Genomic DNA, 14,681 nt, shown 5'->3' with positions numbered 1-14,681 from the left:
CCGACTTCGATTGCCGCTCCCATGGCCCGACATTCTTCAGGACTGGCTTTTTCTTGCCATCCTGGTCACATAGACTGGAGCCGTATCGTTGACCGAGGCCGAAAGGGAAGAACAATGCGCGTGATTTTCAACGAGGAACTGGGGCTGGTGGCCGACGATCTCGATCGGATGGTTGCCAAGGTTCGCGATGCCATCAAAAAAGCCGGGCGATCCCTGATGGACTGCGACGTGGATACGGCCCAGGAGGTCATCGACGGGGATGCCGATATAGACAACCTGCAGGCCAGCATCATCGATCAATGCATCAGGCTCCTGGCTAAGCAGAGCCCTGTGGCCACTGATCTGCGGGTAGTGGTCTCCACGCTGAGCCTGTCAGCCACCTTTGAGCGCATGGGAGACCTGGCCAGGCACATCGCCGAGACTGCAAGGCGCTCCTACCCCGAACCGACCCTGCCCGACGAGGTCATTCCCCTGTTCAAGCAGATGCAGGATTTCCTTGACGTCATGGCTGACCGTCTGGTTGACATGCTCTCCGACAGGGACACGACTATAGCCGAGCAGATCATCGTCAGCGATGACCAGATGGACAAGCTCCATCAGAAAACTTTCAGCTATGCCCTCTCAGACGACTGGAAGGGGAGCAGGCAGCAGCTGATCGACCTGGTCCTGGTGGCACGGTTCATGGAACGTCTGGGAGACCACGGCGTCTCGGCGGCCCGGCGTGTGGTCTACATCGTGTCGGGCTTCGACCCCTCTAAGGATCCCAAGGATCTCGACCTCGATCTGGACTGAATGAACAACAAAGGAACGACCTACTGCCTGTCAGTTCATCGGGTGGCGGGCCGTTCCTTTTGTATGTTCGAGTGGTGTCGGACCCAAACTTGTTTATTTTACAGAGCCGCGCACCACTCCGGAGATGACCCACCGCTGAGAGAATATATAAACGATCAGCAAGGGAGCCATAGCCATCAGGTAGGAAGCGAAGGCCACCGTGTAATTGGTGTTGTATTGCCCCTGAAATACATACTGAGCTAATGGCAGGGTCCTAGCACCAGGATCCGTAAGTACCACCAGCGGCATGATGAAGTCGTTCCATGCCCATACGCAGGTCAGAATTCCCACGGTTGCATTCATCGGCATGAGAAGCGGAAAAATAATCTGCCAGAACACCCTCCAGGTCGATGCCCCATCAACCCGTGCAGCCTCTTCCAATTCCATGGGAATGGAATGCAGGTAAGTCGTATACAGAAAGATGTTCATCGAGAACCCGTATAGCGTATACAGCACAATCAGACCTGCCTGGTTATCAAGACCAAGCAATCCCGTTTCCTTGACGACCGGGAGCATCACAATAGGGAACGGGATGAACATGGCTGCCAAGAAGTAGTAGTAAGCGATCTTAAAGAAGGGCCTGTGCATATTCCGGGCTAGTGCATAGGCCAAGACCGAACTGGTCAGCAGCGTCAGCACAACTGAACACACCGTGATCATGGCCGTGTTCATAAGCGCTCTGGGGAAATTGGTCCGTGCCCAGGCCTCTGCAAAATTGCCCCAATGCACTGGATTGGGCCATTCAAAGCCTGTCCCCTTAGCCAGCTGTTCAGGACTCTTCAGCGCGACCGCCACTGCAAAATACAGCGGTACAAGAACAGTCAATGAGCATACTGCCACCAGGGCTGTCAACCACCAATTGACCCTATGGAGACGCCGTCCATGACCGTGTTGTGTATGTGGATTCATGCCTGAAGACTTTGCCGGAATGGCATTCATAACTTGACTTGAGGTCATGGCGCTTAATCCTCCTTCGGATTAAGGTAACGAAGCTGTATAACTGAAAGAGCCGTGATGATCAGGAAGAGAATGGCTGCATCAGCAGACTGGTAGGCGAATTCGCCGCCTGTGAATCCACCTTGATAAATCTGCAGAGTCACCGATTCAGTAGCCATCCCTGGTCCTCCATCGGTCAAGGCGACTATCTGATCGAATGCCTGCATGAAGTTCTTGATATTGAGCACCACATTTATGGTCACGTAGCCCATGATCAGAGGCAATGTAATGGACTTGAACGCCTTAAATCCTGTGGCCCCATCGAGCGAAGCCGCCTCATAGATATCGGCAGGAATGGTCTGCAGACCTGCCAGGTAGATGATGATCGCAAAAGCGCAAGCCTGCCATACCGTCACGATAACGATAGGCACCCAGGCCCAGTGCTCATTGGTCAGGATGTTATCCCTGAGCAGAGGAACTGCTGAGAAGATCTTCGGCACTGACTTGGAAAAGAAGAATTGGAAGACATATCCGATGATCAGCATGGACAGCACGTAGGGAATGAAAAAGATGCCCCTGAACAGATTTCTAGCCTTGATCCTGGCATTCAGGGCCAGGGCAATCGCCAAGGAAATGACATTGGTCAGGATCGTAGCCACCAGTGAAAAGAAAATGGTGAACAAATACGAGTGGAGAACCCTGTCATCCCCAAAGAGATTGACGTAGTTCGACAGGCCTACCATGTGCCATTTTCCGTAACCGGCATAGTTGGTGAAGCTGAAGAAGATGCCGGCCAGCATGGGGATGGTGTGGAAGATGGCGAAAAGGATGATAAAAGGCCATACCATCCAGTAATAAGTAGCCTCAGCAAATCGACGATGCCGGTGAGTGTCTGTGGCCACTGTCGTCTGTGTCATAGTCATGCGTTTGCCTCCGATCACTCGATGGTCCTGGCCGCGACCTTGCCCCACTCTTTGTCGAGTGTGGTGAGGGCCGAATCCAGGTCGCCGTCCAGCATGGCTTTGTTCAATATCGGGTTGTAGCTGATACTGGAGGGTATCTGGTGATCCGCATATCCCTGGATCCTGCCAGAATCTATCCAGTATTTGGCCGGCTTCATGGCCGGATTCTCGTCCACGGGGATCGACGAGAGTGAGGGAATAAGCTGTTGTGACTTGACGAAACGACGCTGAACTTCGTCCGAGTACAGATAGTTGATAAAGGCCATGGATTCCTTCTCATGCTTGGGATGCGCACCCATGGTGATCGCCACATCTCCGCCTGATACGAGAATGGCCTTGTCGGCCTTGTCCGTGGGATAAGGGAAGAAGCCTATATGCATCTTCGGATTGATCTGCAGGACCGGCGCCATTGACCAGTTCCCTGCCAGGAGCATGGCTCCCTCACCACGAGCGAAGGCTGAAGTTCCGTCCTCGTAAGTCATGGTTCTCACGTCTTTGGTCGAATGCTGGTAAATCCAATAGAGCCGTTCCATCAGAGGTTTGAAGTTTTTCTGGAAGGAAACGGGCGAATCCGGCCCTACCTTTTTGCCCTCGGTACGCATTTTGTCCCAGAACCCGTCGTTGTCATAGTAGGGAGCCAGACCGTCGAAAGGCGTTGAAACGCGATTGGGGTCGCCCAGTGTTCCGATAAATGGAGCAACGCCGTCGGCTTCCAGAGCGGCAGCTGCCTGCTCAAGATCCTTCCAGGTCTTAGGCACCTTGATGCCATGCTGCTTGAACAGATCGATGTTATACGTGATACCGCATACGTTGCCGGCATAAGGCACGATATTGATCTGTTGGCCATCTCGACCCAGTCCATTGATCACGGATTGCATGACCGGGCGGATCCTATGGCTTATCGACGTGTTGCTGAAATCATAAAATACCCCGGCCTTGGCCATCTTGCCCATGCTTCCATTAGGATTCAGCGCTATAACATCAGGCGTGCGATCCTTGACTAGAAGAGCCCTCAGGGCTGTGTCGGCTGAAGAGACCTGGTTCTGCACCACTTTGATGTTCGGATGCAGTCGCTCAAAGTCCGCGATAATCCTGGTGTAGTCTTCTACTGCTTCTGGTTTGGTTTGGAAGAAGCTGAGCGTCGTCACATTGGCGCCTCCGGATCCACCGCATGCCGACAGAGGTGCCAGAGCCACGGCAGTAAGAGCTGCCGCGAGCACGCGCACCAATGTGTTCTTCGTCATCTTCATTGACGTTTCTCCTCTGCCCCGTTCGAACCGCCGCGCTGCCATAAGACGGCTCGACCTGTGGTTAGACCAGTCGAAATGGAACATACAGAAACCATCATTGGCATTCCGACCAGCTGATGTAAACGTTAGCACGCCGGTTATCGCTCTGCAAGTTCTTTGGTAGCCCAGCTATTCAGCAATTTTCGGTATGTCAGGGCTAATCCAGACTTATGAACCCCGTTTAAAAACACATCTCTCTTGCAAAGAATAAGTATGAGATGTATACGTATCCATGATTTGAGCAGCCGTGATAAGATTTTGCAGGCAAAAGCCCTAGGGAAAAACAGGAGGGCATTGTGGGCGCATCCATTCAAGACGTAGCAGATCGTGCCGGGGTTTCAATAGCCACGGTATCCCGTACTTTTACCCTCCCCGACAAGGTTCTCCCGCAAACCAGGGAAAAAGTCCTCAAAGTCGCACAGGACTTGGACTACACCATTTCACGATCTGCTTCAGCATTGAAATCGGGCAAGTCGGCACGAATCGCCTTCCTGACTGGCGGAGAATTGGACTCCTGGTATGACTCGCACGTTCTGGCTGGCCTCAATTCCGTCCTCCATGACGCAGGGTATGACATCGCTCTATACGCTGTTTCAGATGAGCAGGAACGCCATGCCTTCTTTTCGGACATGTCTATCAAACGCAATGCTGATGCTGTGCTTGTGGTCTCCTTTCAAATACCCTACGCTGAGGCCGACAAATTAGCCACGACAGGCATCCCGCTTATCGGGATCAACACCGAACCGATTCCGGAATTTTCGGCAACCGTAGGCATAGACGAGACCAGCTGCATGGGATTGATCATCAATCATCTGGTCAACCTCGGGCATCGTAAAATCGCCTACGTCTGCTTGGACCCAGAGACTGAACATTTCAAATGGAATGGTCGGGCGCGTCTGCAAGCATTCCGTTCGATCTGCTCCCAACTAGGGGATCAGGTCAGTCCGACAGTCGTATATGCACCCAAAGACGATACTCGAGCAGACTTCGCCTTATCCCAGTTGGCCAGGTTGGACCAGTACCCGACAGCTGTCATCTGCATGAATGACGAATATGCCCTTCCTCTGCTTTTCTGCATGCAGCGCTCGGGATACACAATTCCCCGAGACGTATCGGTTGCAGGTTTCGACGATTCGACATATGCCCGTGAAATCGGGCTCACCACTATTCATCAGGATCCCTACGAGATGGGAAAGTCAGCCGCTCAGACGCTGCTGAATTTGCTGGAAGGCGAGAACCCTGAAAAGAACATGCAAATTCAGCCATCCTTTCTGGCTGTTCGCAGCACAACCGCCCCTCCGGAGCGCTGACTCTCCGCTAACTTGCCAAGGGGCAGGATTTAGTCCCCGCAATCCGGCGCCAGCTTCAGTACTTAATGGGCGAACTTGCCAAGATCTCTTTGTCCTTTGTTGATGTATACGTTATCATGTGCTTGGAAGCATGGATGTAGCCATGTGGACTCCATGACCATGGATGGGCCCTCGAGCGTGCTAATGAAGCGATACCCGCGTCCCACAGACTTGCTGAAAGGAGCAGTTGATGCCGTTGCCAACCTCGGATCAACAAGAAACCAAAACAGAGAACACCTTCATGGGTTTCAATACAAAAGGTGCCGCTGGCAATCGTGCAAGCTTGTTCGCCGCCGCAGGGCTCGAATGGCCTGACGACATGGTCATGGAATACGACCTGGGCAGATACACTGATTATCCTTTCAGCGTCGACATCTCCAACAATCGCCTTCTGGCTGCCCTGGACAGGACTGGACAGGTGCGACGCGCGGTTGTTGCAGTAGGACGCCAGGACATGCGAGGCAAGACCATTCCTGGTGTCTATGTGTACAAGAAGCTGGCCTTCTGCCAAGGGCACATTGGAATGCAGATCGATTGCATGAACCGTCAATGTCTATCGCCGGCGCTTAGCTTCATAGACGAACTCATACCTGTCTTCGATGCCTCGATAGGTGATCTGCACAGCCAGACCATCGTCTTCGCGCCCCAGGAAGGTGCCAGCAGACCCTTGTGCCTGATTCAGCTTTGTCAGCTTACCAATAGGGGGACGACGCCTTTAGACGTAAATGTATCTATGCTGTCGTCAACGCAGGGCAAGGATGGTGCGGAACTGTTACCCTTGAAATACAATCTTCTGGGCGAATCGGACAGTCCTGTCGCGCACGACACCTGCAAGGCCATGCTCCGGCTTGCTCCAGGAGAAAGTCGGAGCGTGGCCAGTGTCTTCGATTTTTCGGAGCAAGAGGATAACCTGCATACATTCGACTCCATTCAGGAATGCCGGAAAGCTCTGAACGTTACCTTGAAAGCCCGTAAGGGCAGCCTGGGCAAGGTACAGATTCCGGAAGACCCATGGTACGGTGAACTCATCACCCGGTCGGCGGAACTAGCCCGACAAAGTCTTCTTCTGCTGGCAGACGGCAAAGCAGCTGGCTCATTCTGGGGATCCAACGCCAACCCGCTCCCCGACGTATGGATCAGAGACTTCGGCTACTGTGCCATGGGTCTGGTCGACAGCAACCCTGACCTGGCCAATCCCATGATCGAATTCCTCGCGCAGTATGGCATTCCCGACCATGCTTGGGAACGCGAGTCCAGAATGCATCCCGAAGCCAGCGGATTCGAACATTCCTTGGGCAATTCCTGCCTCGCTGCAGTTCTGGCTTCCATGTTGGTTCACCGGCATGGCCGCAAGGCGTTCACTGCAGACCAAAGGACATTCACTCAGTACGTCCGTAGGCTGGCCGCAGATCTTATCGCCGAACGACCTGAGCAAGGTCAACTGTATGAGACCCTTTACATTTCTGACGGACCGTCACGTGGCGACTACCACACCGGGTCCAACATACTGGCCTGGAAGGCCGCCAAGGTCATGGCTGAGGACTTCTCGGATCTCTTGGATACCGGTCAGGCAGAACAGCTGGAACAGATAGCCGAGGAACTTCATCAGTCACTTAACGAGAAATGCGTCCGCAGCATTGATGGCAGCCCCATGTACGTGGAAGGGGCCAACAGGGATGGGAGCATCATCGGCGTCCATGACGGAGAGGAAAGCGACCTGACCATGGCCTCCGTTTACGGATTCACCAGCCGTGACGACGAGCGCATACGCAACCATGCCAGATGGGCCCACAGCACCAGAGACCCGTATTATGCCCCGATTACGGGCGGAATCGACTTCTGGGACTTTGACGACAGCAACGGAATTACCTATCCCGGCCAGATCCATGGCCTCTGCAGGGCGAATACCCGAGAAGAACTTAGCGATGCCCTGCTTGAGCTGCGCAGAACCACCGATCTGGATGGATCCTTCTGGTGGTGGCCCTTCGAGCATGCTGAGCAAGAACCCACCAAGGTCAAACGTGGCCTGGGCAAGTGCGGCTGGTGCGCGGGTGAATTCGTCAGTTTCTTCCTGCACGACATCATGGGAGTCGAGCGCGACCAGGAAACCCGCAGCATCAGAATCGCTCCTTACACGCCCTGGCGCCGCTTTAGCTGGAAGGACCTGGCCTTCTGCGGCGGCCAGGTCGATTTCGAGCAAGAAGACAACACGCTTCTCTTCACAAATAGAACCGATGAACCCCTGCATGTCTATTTGCAAATTGCCATGCAACCGAACACCATGCTGGAAGATGTCACGCTCAACGGTCAGAGCAGACGATATCAAGCCAGCGTCGTCCATCTGCACGATGGCTCCGCAGTCGGCGTGGAAGAGCGAGTCGAACCTGGGCAAAGTGTCGCTTTGACCATCAGAACCAGATAGGCACCCGCCGGCATCGGGAATACAAACAGGTGGTGCCTTCCACAAGAGGAGACGACACCACCTTAATAACTTTGGACGCTCTGCATTCAAAGTTCGATTGAGATCATCGGATAGATTTGAATCTCACTTCTGGCCCTGGGCCGCCACAGCTGCAGCACCGGCTGCGGCTGCTTCCGGATCCAGGTACTCGCCACGAGGCTTGATGGGCTTGAAGTTCTCATCCAACTCGTAGACCAGGGGGATGGCCGTGGGAATGTTGACCTTGGCAATCTCGTCCTCAGTCAGGTTGTCGAGCATCTTGACGATGGCCCTCAGGGAGTTGCCGTGGGCAGCAATCAGGACGGTCTTGCCGGTCTTGAGCTCAGGAACAATGTCGCTCTCCCAGTAGGGGGTGACGCGCTTGACCACGTTGGCCAACGCCTCGGCGCGAGGCACTGGGGCTCCAGCATACCGGGGATCATGGGACTGCGAGTATTCGTCGTCAGGGTCGATTTCGGGCGGCGGGGTGGCATAGGAACGACGCCAGAGCATGAACTTCTCGTCACCGTACTTCTCACGGATCTCAGTCTTGTTCTTGCCCTGCAGTGCTCCGTAGTGACGCTCGTTCAGCCTCCAGTCGCGCTTGACGGGGATCCAAAGGCGGTCAGCCTCATCCAAGGCGATGTTGGCGGTGTTGATGGCGCGGCGCAGCAGTGAAGTGAAGACGATATCCGGCAGCACACCCTTATCCTTGAGCAGTTTGCCGCCTTTGCGGGCCTCCTGCTCGCCCTGCTCGGTCAGCGGGACGTCCACCCAGCCGGTGAACTGATTGGTGTTATTCCATGCGCTCTGGCCGTGCCTGAGCAATACTAGTTTGTAGGTCATAGTGAAAATTCTAAGACCTAAGAGGGACTGTTTGGCGGATCTACAGCCCCCCCCCCCGTAGAGCGGTCACTTAAAGCAGGCAGACACCCAGCCAGCAGAACCCTGTCAGCAGATCGGTATAGCCCGACAGCGCAAAGGCCCTGCTGAAGCGGTTCCGACAGCTGGCCGCTGTGGTGGCAATGGCCAGAGCCAGGACAGGCAGCAGGCAGAGCAGGCGGGGCCAGGCGTTCGCAAGAGAGCCGTCAGACAGGGACCATGACTCAACCACGCCCAGGATCACAGCCAGGGCATAGCAGGACCCCATCAGAATCAGCGTGCCTCTGGCTCCGATGAAGGAAGACAGCGTGTACTTGCCGGCCAGAGGATCCGCATCAATGTCTCGATAGTTGTTGATCTCCAGAACAGGAATGCAGATAAGACCGCCAACCAGGGCGCCGATGAACCCGTGACGGTCGATGCCGCCAGTCTCCAGGTACTGGGTGGCCAGCACGCCCACCAGGCCAAAGAAGATCATGATGCTCAGCTCGCCCATGGCCCTATAGCCGTAAGGGTGCTTGCCTCCCGTGTAGAACCAGGCTCCCAGCAGACAGAAAATGCCGACCAGGATCATCCACCAGTGGCCAGTCACCCAACAGAGGGTCAGGCCGGACAGGCAGGCCATAAAGATATTGAGATAGGCAGACAACAGGACCTTGCGAGGCTCCACACCACCGGCCACCCCTCTTCTGGGCAGATCAGGCACCGAGCCGTCAGCGCCAGCTCCCGAAAGGCTGCTCCGGCCTTCGTCAGTGCCCCTGATGCCGTCAAAGTAGTCGTTGGCCAGATTGCAGGTGCTGTGGATGAACACAGCCGTCAGACAGCATAAGAGGGCTATCAGCCAGAAGCGCGCATCCGGCCCAAGTCCTTGGCTGAACAGCTGCCGGAGGGCCACCGCCGTGCCGATCAGAACCGGTGTGGGCGAGCAGAGCAAGGCCGAGGGTCGCAGTGCGTCCTTGTATTCCTGAAGTGTGATGAACATGATTGCCTGATTATCCACCAAATCGCTTGAAAGTCGGACTGCTCTCTTATGAGCGTATCAAGATTTTCACAGCTGCAGGAGCAGGCCCGCCGACCAGCACAGGGCGGAGACCAGAGTACCCTTGCCTGCCATGCCGAAAGCCTTGGGCACCTGGCCGCGGGCAAAGGCTCGACAGATCAGCAGAAAGACAGCGGCCACAGGCAGGAGGATCAGCACAAGTGGGAAACCAGGCAGGCCACGTCGCATGACAGCCGGAACGAACTGGATCAGGCCCAGAACCAGACTCAGGATGTAGACCAGGTAAATGGAAATAGCCGCTGCGCGTGCCCCCACCAGAACCGCGTATGTGTGCTTGCCGGCACGGCGATCGTCATCCAAGTCCCGGTAATTGTTGAGCATGAGCAGGCCCACGGCGTTGAGTCCACAGACGCAAGCACCCAGGACGCCGGCGGCATCGACCCTATTAATGAGGAAGTACTCGGTGCCCAGGGTGGCCACCAGACCAAAGAAGATGAATACGCTGACCTCGCCCAGCCCGTGGTAGCCGTATGGATGCGGGCCGCCCACGTAACACCAGCCGGCTATCAGACAGCAGATCCCGACCAGGATCATCCACCAATGACCGGTCAGAGCCATGACAATCAGGCCCATCAGGCAGGTGAAGGCTGCTGAGATCATGGTGGCGTACAGCACTTTCTTGGGCGGCACGCCTGCGGCCACCAGACGCCTCGGTCTGCCAGAGGCGGCCTCCTCTCCTCCACGGCCGGAGTCAGTGCCGCGAACACCATCGGCGTAGTCGTTGGCGAAGTTGGCTGCAATCTGCATAGACAGGGCGAGCAGGACCAGCAGGACCACGATTAGGGCCAGCCTTCCCGGCGTGGTCGCCTTCAGGGCAGGGTCGACAGGCGTGGGCGAACAGGAACTGGTGCACTGTTCCAGAAGCCGTGACCGCTCCAAGAGCGCAGCCGAAGCCCCGACGCAGACAGGCGCCACCGAGGCGGGCAACGTCCGGGGACGCATGCCATCCATCCACAGCCTGATGTTCATGACCGTCCCTCCCCTGTTATCATCTCAGATCAGCGGCTTGACCAGCGGGAAGGTGATGGTCTCGCGGATGGATGCACCGGTAAGGGCGATCAACAGACGATCGATGCCCATGCCCATGCCGCCAGCGGGAGGCATGCCTACGCCCAGGGCCTCCAGGAAGTCCTCGTCAATGTCCATGGCCTCGACATCGCCACGGCTGGCCATCTTGGCCTGCTCGACGAACCGCTGCCGCTGGACCACCGGATCATTGAGCTCGGAGTATCCCGTGGCCAGCTCAAACCCACGAACGTAGAGGTCCCACTTCTCGACCACGCCTGGCTTGGTGCGGTGGGCTTTGACCAAGGGCGAGGTCTCGACCGGGAAATCACGCACGAAGGTGGGCTCGTAGAGCTTGTCCTGCCAGAAGTGCTCCCAGAGGTGTTCGACCAGCTTGCCATGGTTCTCGGCAGGCTCCTCCTCCAGGCCCAGTTTGTCAGCAATGGTCCGCAGATGGTTCACGCTGGTCTGCGGGGTGATCTTTTCGCCCAGGGACTCGGAAAGGGAATCGTACATGCTGATTTGGCGCCAATCGCCGCCGAAGTCGTACTGGCTGCCATCCTGCAGAGTCACCTTCAGTGATCCCGACGTGGCCATGGCCGCCTTCTGGATCAGCTCCTTGGTCAGTTCCCCGATGGTGTCGTAGGTGCCGTAAGCCTGATAGGCCTCCAGCATGGTGAACTCCGGTGCATGCGTGGCATCCACGCCCTCATTGCGGAAGTCGCGGTTGATCTCAAAGACCCGCTCGATGCCACCCACCAGGCAGCGCTTGAGGAAGAGCTCAGGGGCGATGCGCAGGTAGAGGTCGATGTCGAAGGCATTCATATGCGTGGTGAACGGCCGGGCCGCAGCGCCGCCATGCACGGTCTGAAGCATGGGGGTCTCTACCTCCATGAAGTCGTGGTCCTCGAAGGTGCGCCTCAGTGAGGAGACGGCCTTCGAACGGCGGCGCACCATGGCCCGCACATCCTCATCGGCGATCATGGCCAGGTAGGGCTTGCGGGTGCGCTGCTCCTCGGTCAGCTCCTTGTGAAGGGCGGGCAGGGGCTGCAAGGCCTTGGCCGCGATGTTCCACTCGGTGGCGAAGACGGAGAGCTCGCCGGTCTTGGAGGCGACCACGCGGCCGCGCAGGTAGAGGTGATCGCCCAAGTCGACCAGCTGCTTGAACCGCTTCAGCGAATCGGCGCCGATCTCACGCTTGGAGATCATGCCCTGAATGCGGGTGCCGTCGCCAGCCGCCAGCTGGACGAAGCAGAGTCCGCCGCCGTTGCGCAGGAAGAGGACCCTGCCGGCGATGCCAACCACATCTTCGGTCTCCTGGCCTGGCTCAAGGCGGTCCTGATACTTGCGGCGCACATCCTCGATGCGATCCGTTACATCCAGATGGACCGGGTAGGGCTCAATACCCTCCTTGAGCATGAGCGCCCTTTTGGCCACACGCATGCGCACCTGTTCAGGATGGCCTTCAGCACCGTCCGTTAGGCTGCCAGGATCGATGGCGTCATCCAACTGGGCGCCCTGATCGATCTTCTCCGTAATGGCCATATCCTGGTCAAGCAGTGCCTGAGCACGCTCGACCGTCGTCAGACGAGGGGTTTCTTCCGATGAGTCATTCATAAATCGCTATTTTACGCATGAGCCGGTACTTGGTCCCGGTTGCCGCATGAAGGCAAGCGGTTGAATGGTCGCGCCGCGCAGACAATGGCGTTTGGCCGACGGTACGTGTACTATATAGAACGTTGTCACGGGGTATAGCGCAGCTTGGTAGCGCGCTTCGTTCGGGACGAAGAGGCCGGGGGTTCAAATCCCCCTACCCCGACAAGCATTCCGGTCCTTATGGGCCGGAATTTCTGTATTCGTAACTTTTAGAGATCAGTATGTGCAAGAACAATAACCTTGCCATGCTCTTTCTCTTCTTAAAAGCAAAAGTTAAAAGGCAAAAGCGATTCTCGTTTTTTTTCTCGCATTTTTATCAGTTTGGGATCACAGCCCCAACGATCCTGAAATCTTCCGCTGTACCAATATCCGCTGCATCAATAATTGAGGTTCCTCGGAACGGAGCGACAGATTATCAGCATTCAGATGTAGTATATAAACAAATATTCTGTTCAAAGGAGCATAATGCGGATCTTAGCCTTTGACCTTAAAGGACTTCGCTTATACGACAAGGGCGCACTACGCATGATCCTGTTCGCCGAAGATAGGATTACCGATGGCAGCTTCACCCATCGCCTTCAGAGCACCACCTCACCGCTTGGCATCGTCACAGCCATTGGCATCTCCGGTATCAATGCCTCCGGCAAAACCACTGATCTACGCCTGCTTTCTCTAATCATCAACATTGCCAGAGGCGCTTCATTGGGAACTCAACGCTCTACCATCGATCCGCTGATGGACATTCTTGAGCCCACGATTACAGCACGCATTATCTTCGAAGAAAACGGCGAGGCTTGGCTGCTCAATGCCACACTCCGTCGCGCCGACAAGGACGAGGCCACCGCCGACTCCCCCTTAGTTTTCGAAAAGGAACGGCTGTGCCAGTATGCAGGCAGAAGTCTGAGCAAGATTCGTTTGAAAAGAACCATAGATGGCGACGAAGAATCCTGGTGGACTGTAGCGACTCGAGGAATGAATAAGTCGGGCGACGAAAAGGAGCTGGCCGAGGATGTCAAGAGATTTTTGCCCCCCGATCGCTCTCTAACGACGGGGATTCTGCGCACCAAGGAGACCGTGGTCACCCTCTGTCTGCAAAATCCGCTGCAAATGTCCATTCCTGTCACTCCCCCATCGCAAGTGGTACGTCTATTCGATCCGACCATCGAACACTTGGAAGTAAGCGATCACCAGTTCCATATCAAGTTCCGCAATGAAAAGGTTGAGCGCGACTGTGATCCCTCGCAAGCTATGGCCATGATATCGGCGGGAACATTCCGCGGAACCTCCTTGGCACAACATGCTATCGAAACACTTGCGCAAGGAGGCTACTTACTATTCGACGAAATCGAAAACAGCATAAACAAGCAGTTGGTCTTCGCTATCATCGACTTGTTCTCCTCTCCTGCTACTAACCCGCATGGGGCGGTACTCGTTTTTTCTACGCACTATCCAGAACTGCTGGACCATTTCACCAGAAAGGACAACATTTGGTTCGCTGTCAGGCATGAGAACGCTGGATTCCAACTGATCCGGTATAACAAGCTGGTCACCCGCGGTGAACTGAAGAAGAGCGTCCAGTTCATGTCGGGTGCCCTGCAAGGAACCGCGCCCTCAGCCGCTTCCATCAGTGCCTTGCGGAGCTACGTCAAGGAAACGGTTCATGGATAGTCAAGCGATTTATAATGAACCTACCTTGGTTATCTGCGAAGGGTCTGCCGAAAGCGTCATCTTTGAACTCCTACTGACAGAAGGAAAACTGATCATCCCTAAAGATTCCCTTATTGAAGATCCGCAGACTGGTCGGTTTTATACCCGCTGCCGTAAAGATAGGGAAATCGAGGAACGGTTCCTTTCCGTGACCTATGGTTCTTCGTGCGTGAATATCGTCCGTATTATTGACTCACCAAATGAACGCTTTCACTTGTCGCCTCTGTACCAGTCTAAAGCCCGTGTACTTACACTGACTACTCGTCCTGAGATCGAGATCCTGGCCATCATCAAAGAGGGGGCCTATAGGGACTGGACGCACGTCAATAACATGAAACCCAGCGAATTCTGCAAGGAGAAACTGGGGCTGCACAAGATCAAGCAGTATGCTTTCTTGCACCAATATTGGAACGACGCGGATGAGCTCTGTCGTGTCATCGAGTTGTATCGAAGAAACCATCACTTCCAAAACCATGAGCGATGTTTGGCCGAGCTCCTCGTTACCCATTCAGACAGCTGCACCGGGCAGGTGTGACCTAGGCGACATAGCCGACTGAAGTCCAT

Annotated in this window: 12 protein-coding genes and 1 tRNA gene; 6 read left to right on the top strand and 7 right to left on the bottom strand. The window is 55.5% G+C overall.

Going from position 1 to position 14,681, the window contains the following annotated elements; all coding sequences use genetic code 11:
- Positions 1-114: 114 nt before the first annotated feature.
- On the top strand, positions 115-792 hold the full coding sequence (gene phoU / locus AC0AII_RS01700) for a phosphate signaling complex protein PhoU (RefSeq protein WP_101432733.1): 678 nt from the start codon (positions 115-117) through the stop codon (positions 790-792).
- Positions 793-885: 93 nt separating this feature from the next.
- Here the strand turns inward: phoU and AC0AII_RS01695 are convergent, their stop codons facing one another.
- From AC0AII_RS01695 to AC0AII_RS01685, 3 genes are read right to left on the bottom strand one after another with little or no spacing between them, the layout of a single operon-like run.
- On the bottom strand, positions 886-1,740 hold the full coding sequence (locus tag AC0AII_RS01695; protein ID WP_373924680.1) for a carbohydrate ABC transporter permease: 855 nt from the start codon (positions 1,738-1,740) through the stop codon (positions 886-888).
- Positions 1,741-1,793: 53 nt separating this feature from the next.
- Complete coding sequence (locus tag AC0AII_RS01690; RefSeq protein WP_144085092.1) at positions 1,794-2,684, bottom strand: carbohydrate ABC transporter permease; 891 nt, start codon at positions 2,682-2,684, stop codon at positions 1,794-1,796.
- Positions 2,685-2,704: 20 nt separating this feature from the next.
- Complete coding sequence (locus tag AC0AII_RS01685; protein ID WP_101432734.1) at positions 2,705-4,063, bottom strand: ABC transporter substrate-binding protein; 1,359 nt, start codon at positions 4,061-4,063, stop codon at positions 2,705-2,707.
- Positions 4,064-4,314: 251 nt separating this feature from the next.
- Here AC0AII_RS01685 and AC0AII_RS01680 point away from each other — a divergent pair, with 251 nt between their 5' ends.
- Positions 4,315-5,328, top strand: coding sequence for a LacI family DNA-binding transcriptional regulator (locus AC0AII_RS01680; RefSeq protein WP_490445856.1), 1,014 nt, complete (start codon positions 4,315-4,317; stop codon positions 5,326-5,328).
- A 280-nt stretch (positions 5,329-5,608) separates the two neighbouring features.
- Positions 5,609-7,789, top strand: coding sequence for a hypothetical protein (locus AC0AII_RS01675; RefSeq protein ID WP_490445855.1), 2,181 nt, complete (start codon positions 5,609-5,611; stop codon positions 7,787-7,789).
- A 123-nt stretch (positions 7,790-7,912) separates the two neighbouring features.
- On the opposite strand, the gene AC0AII_RS01670 is transcribed toward AC0AII_RS01675, so the two are convergent.
- The 4 genes from AC0AII_RS01670 to lysS all read right to left on the bottom strand — a co-directional run bounded on the left by AC0AII_RS01670 (position 7,913) and on the right by lysS (position 12,371).
- Positions 7,913-8,653 carry a phosphoglyceromutase gene (locus AC0AII_RS01670; protein ID WP_024626731.1) on the bottom strand — a complete coding sequence of 247 codons (741 nt, stop codon included), beginning with the start codon at positions 8,651-8,653 and terminating at the stop codon, positions 7,913-7,915.
- A 70-nt stretch (positions 8,654-8,723) separates the two neighbouring features.
- A complete protein-coding gene (gene menA, locus AC0AII_RS01665; protein WP_490445854.1) occupies positions 8,724-9,671 on the bottom strand; it encodes a 1,4-dihydroxy-2-naphthoate octaprenyltransferase in 948 nt (315 codons plus the stop codon).
- Between the two features lie 66 nt (positions 9,672-9,737).
- Positions 9,738-10,718, bottom strand: a complete 981-nt coding sequence (gene menA, locus AC0AII_RS01660) for a 1,4-dihydroxy-2-naphthoate octaprenyltransferase (RefSeq protein ID WP_490445853.1) — start codon at positions 10,716-10,718, stop codon at positions 9,738-9,740.
- 24 nt (positions 10,719-10,742) lie between these two features.
- Complete coding sequence (lysS, locus tag AC0AII_RS01655; RefSeq protein WP_490445852.1) at positions 10,743-12,371, bottom strand: lysine--tRNA ligase; 1,629 nt, start codon at positions 12,369-12,371, stop codon at positions 10,743-10,745.
- Positions 12,372-12,499: 128 nt separating this feature from the next.
- Between lysS and AC0AII_RS01650 the strand changes: the two genes are divergently transcribed.
- From AC0AII_RS01650 to AC0AII_RS01640, 3 genes are all read left to right on the top strand, one after another.
- A tRNA-Pro gene (locus AC0AII_RS01650) sits at positions 12,500-12,573 on the top strand.
- Between the two features lie 302 nt (positions 12,574-12,875).
- Positions 12,876-14,078: an ATP-binding protein gene (locus tag AC0AII_RS01645; protein ID WP_144085086.1), complete on the top strand. Its 1,203-nt coding sequence runs from the start codon at positions 12,876-12,878 to the stop codon at positions 14,076-14,078.
- Positions 14,071-14,652 carry a hypothetical protein gene (locus AC0AII_RS01640; protein WP_490445851.1) on the top strand — a complete coding sequence of 194 codons (582 nt, stop codon included), beginning with the start codon at positions 14,071-14,073 and terminating at the stop codon, positions 14,650-14,652. Before AC0AII_RS01645 ends, AC0AII_RS01640 begins: the two co-directional genes overlap by 8 nt.
- Positions 14,653-14,681: the final 29 nt, after the last annotated feature.

Source organism: Bifidobacterium sp. VU/mBH4 (B4), from assembly GCF_058199535.1.
This window is presented reverse-complemented; position numbering and strand designations above follow the sequence as displayed.

Coding starts and splice junctions, on each gene's coding strand:
- AC0AII_RS01690 (WP_144085092.1), bottom strand. CDS start 2,684: ATGACACAGACGACAGTGGCCACAGACACTCACCGGCATCGTCGATTT.
- AC0AII_RS01645 (WP_144085086.1), top strand. CDS start 12,876: ATGCGGATCTTAGCCTTTGACCTTAAAGGACTTCGCTTATACGACAAG.
- lysS (WP_490445852.1), bottom strand. CDS start 12,371: ATGAATGACTCATCGGAAGAAACCCCTCGTCTGACGACGGTCGAGCGT.
- AC0AII_RS01640 (WP_490445851.1), top strand. CDS start 14,071: ATGGATAGTCAAGCGATTTATAATGAACCTACCTTGGTTATCTGCGAA.
- AC0AII_RS01695 (WP_373924680.1), bottom strand. CDS start 1,740: ATGAATCCACATACACAACACGGTCATGGACGGCGTCTCCATAGGGTC.
- AC0AII_RS01675 (WP_490445855.1), top strand. CDS start 5,609: ATGGGTTTCAATACAAAAGGTGCCGCTGGCAATCGTGCAAGCTTGTTC.
- AC0AII_RS01670 (WP_024626731.1), bottom strand. CDS start 8,653: ATGACCTACAAACTAGTATTGCTCAGGCACGGCCAGAGCGCATGGAAT.
- AC0AII_RS01685 (WP_101432734.1), bottom strand. CDS start 4,063: ATGTTCCATTTCGACTGGTCTAACCACAGGTCGAGCCGTCTTATGGCA.
- menA (WP_490445853.1), bottom strand. CDS start 10,718: ATGAACATCAGGCTGTGGATGGATGGCATGCGTCCCCGGACGTTGCCC.
- phoU (WP_101432733.1), top strand. CDS start 115: ATGCGCGTGATTTTCAACGAGGAACTGGGGCTGGTGGCCGACGATCTC.
- menA (WP_490445854.1), bottom strand. CDS start 9,671: ATGTTCATCACACTTCAGGAATACAAGGACGCACTGCGACCCTCGGCC.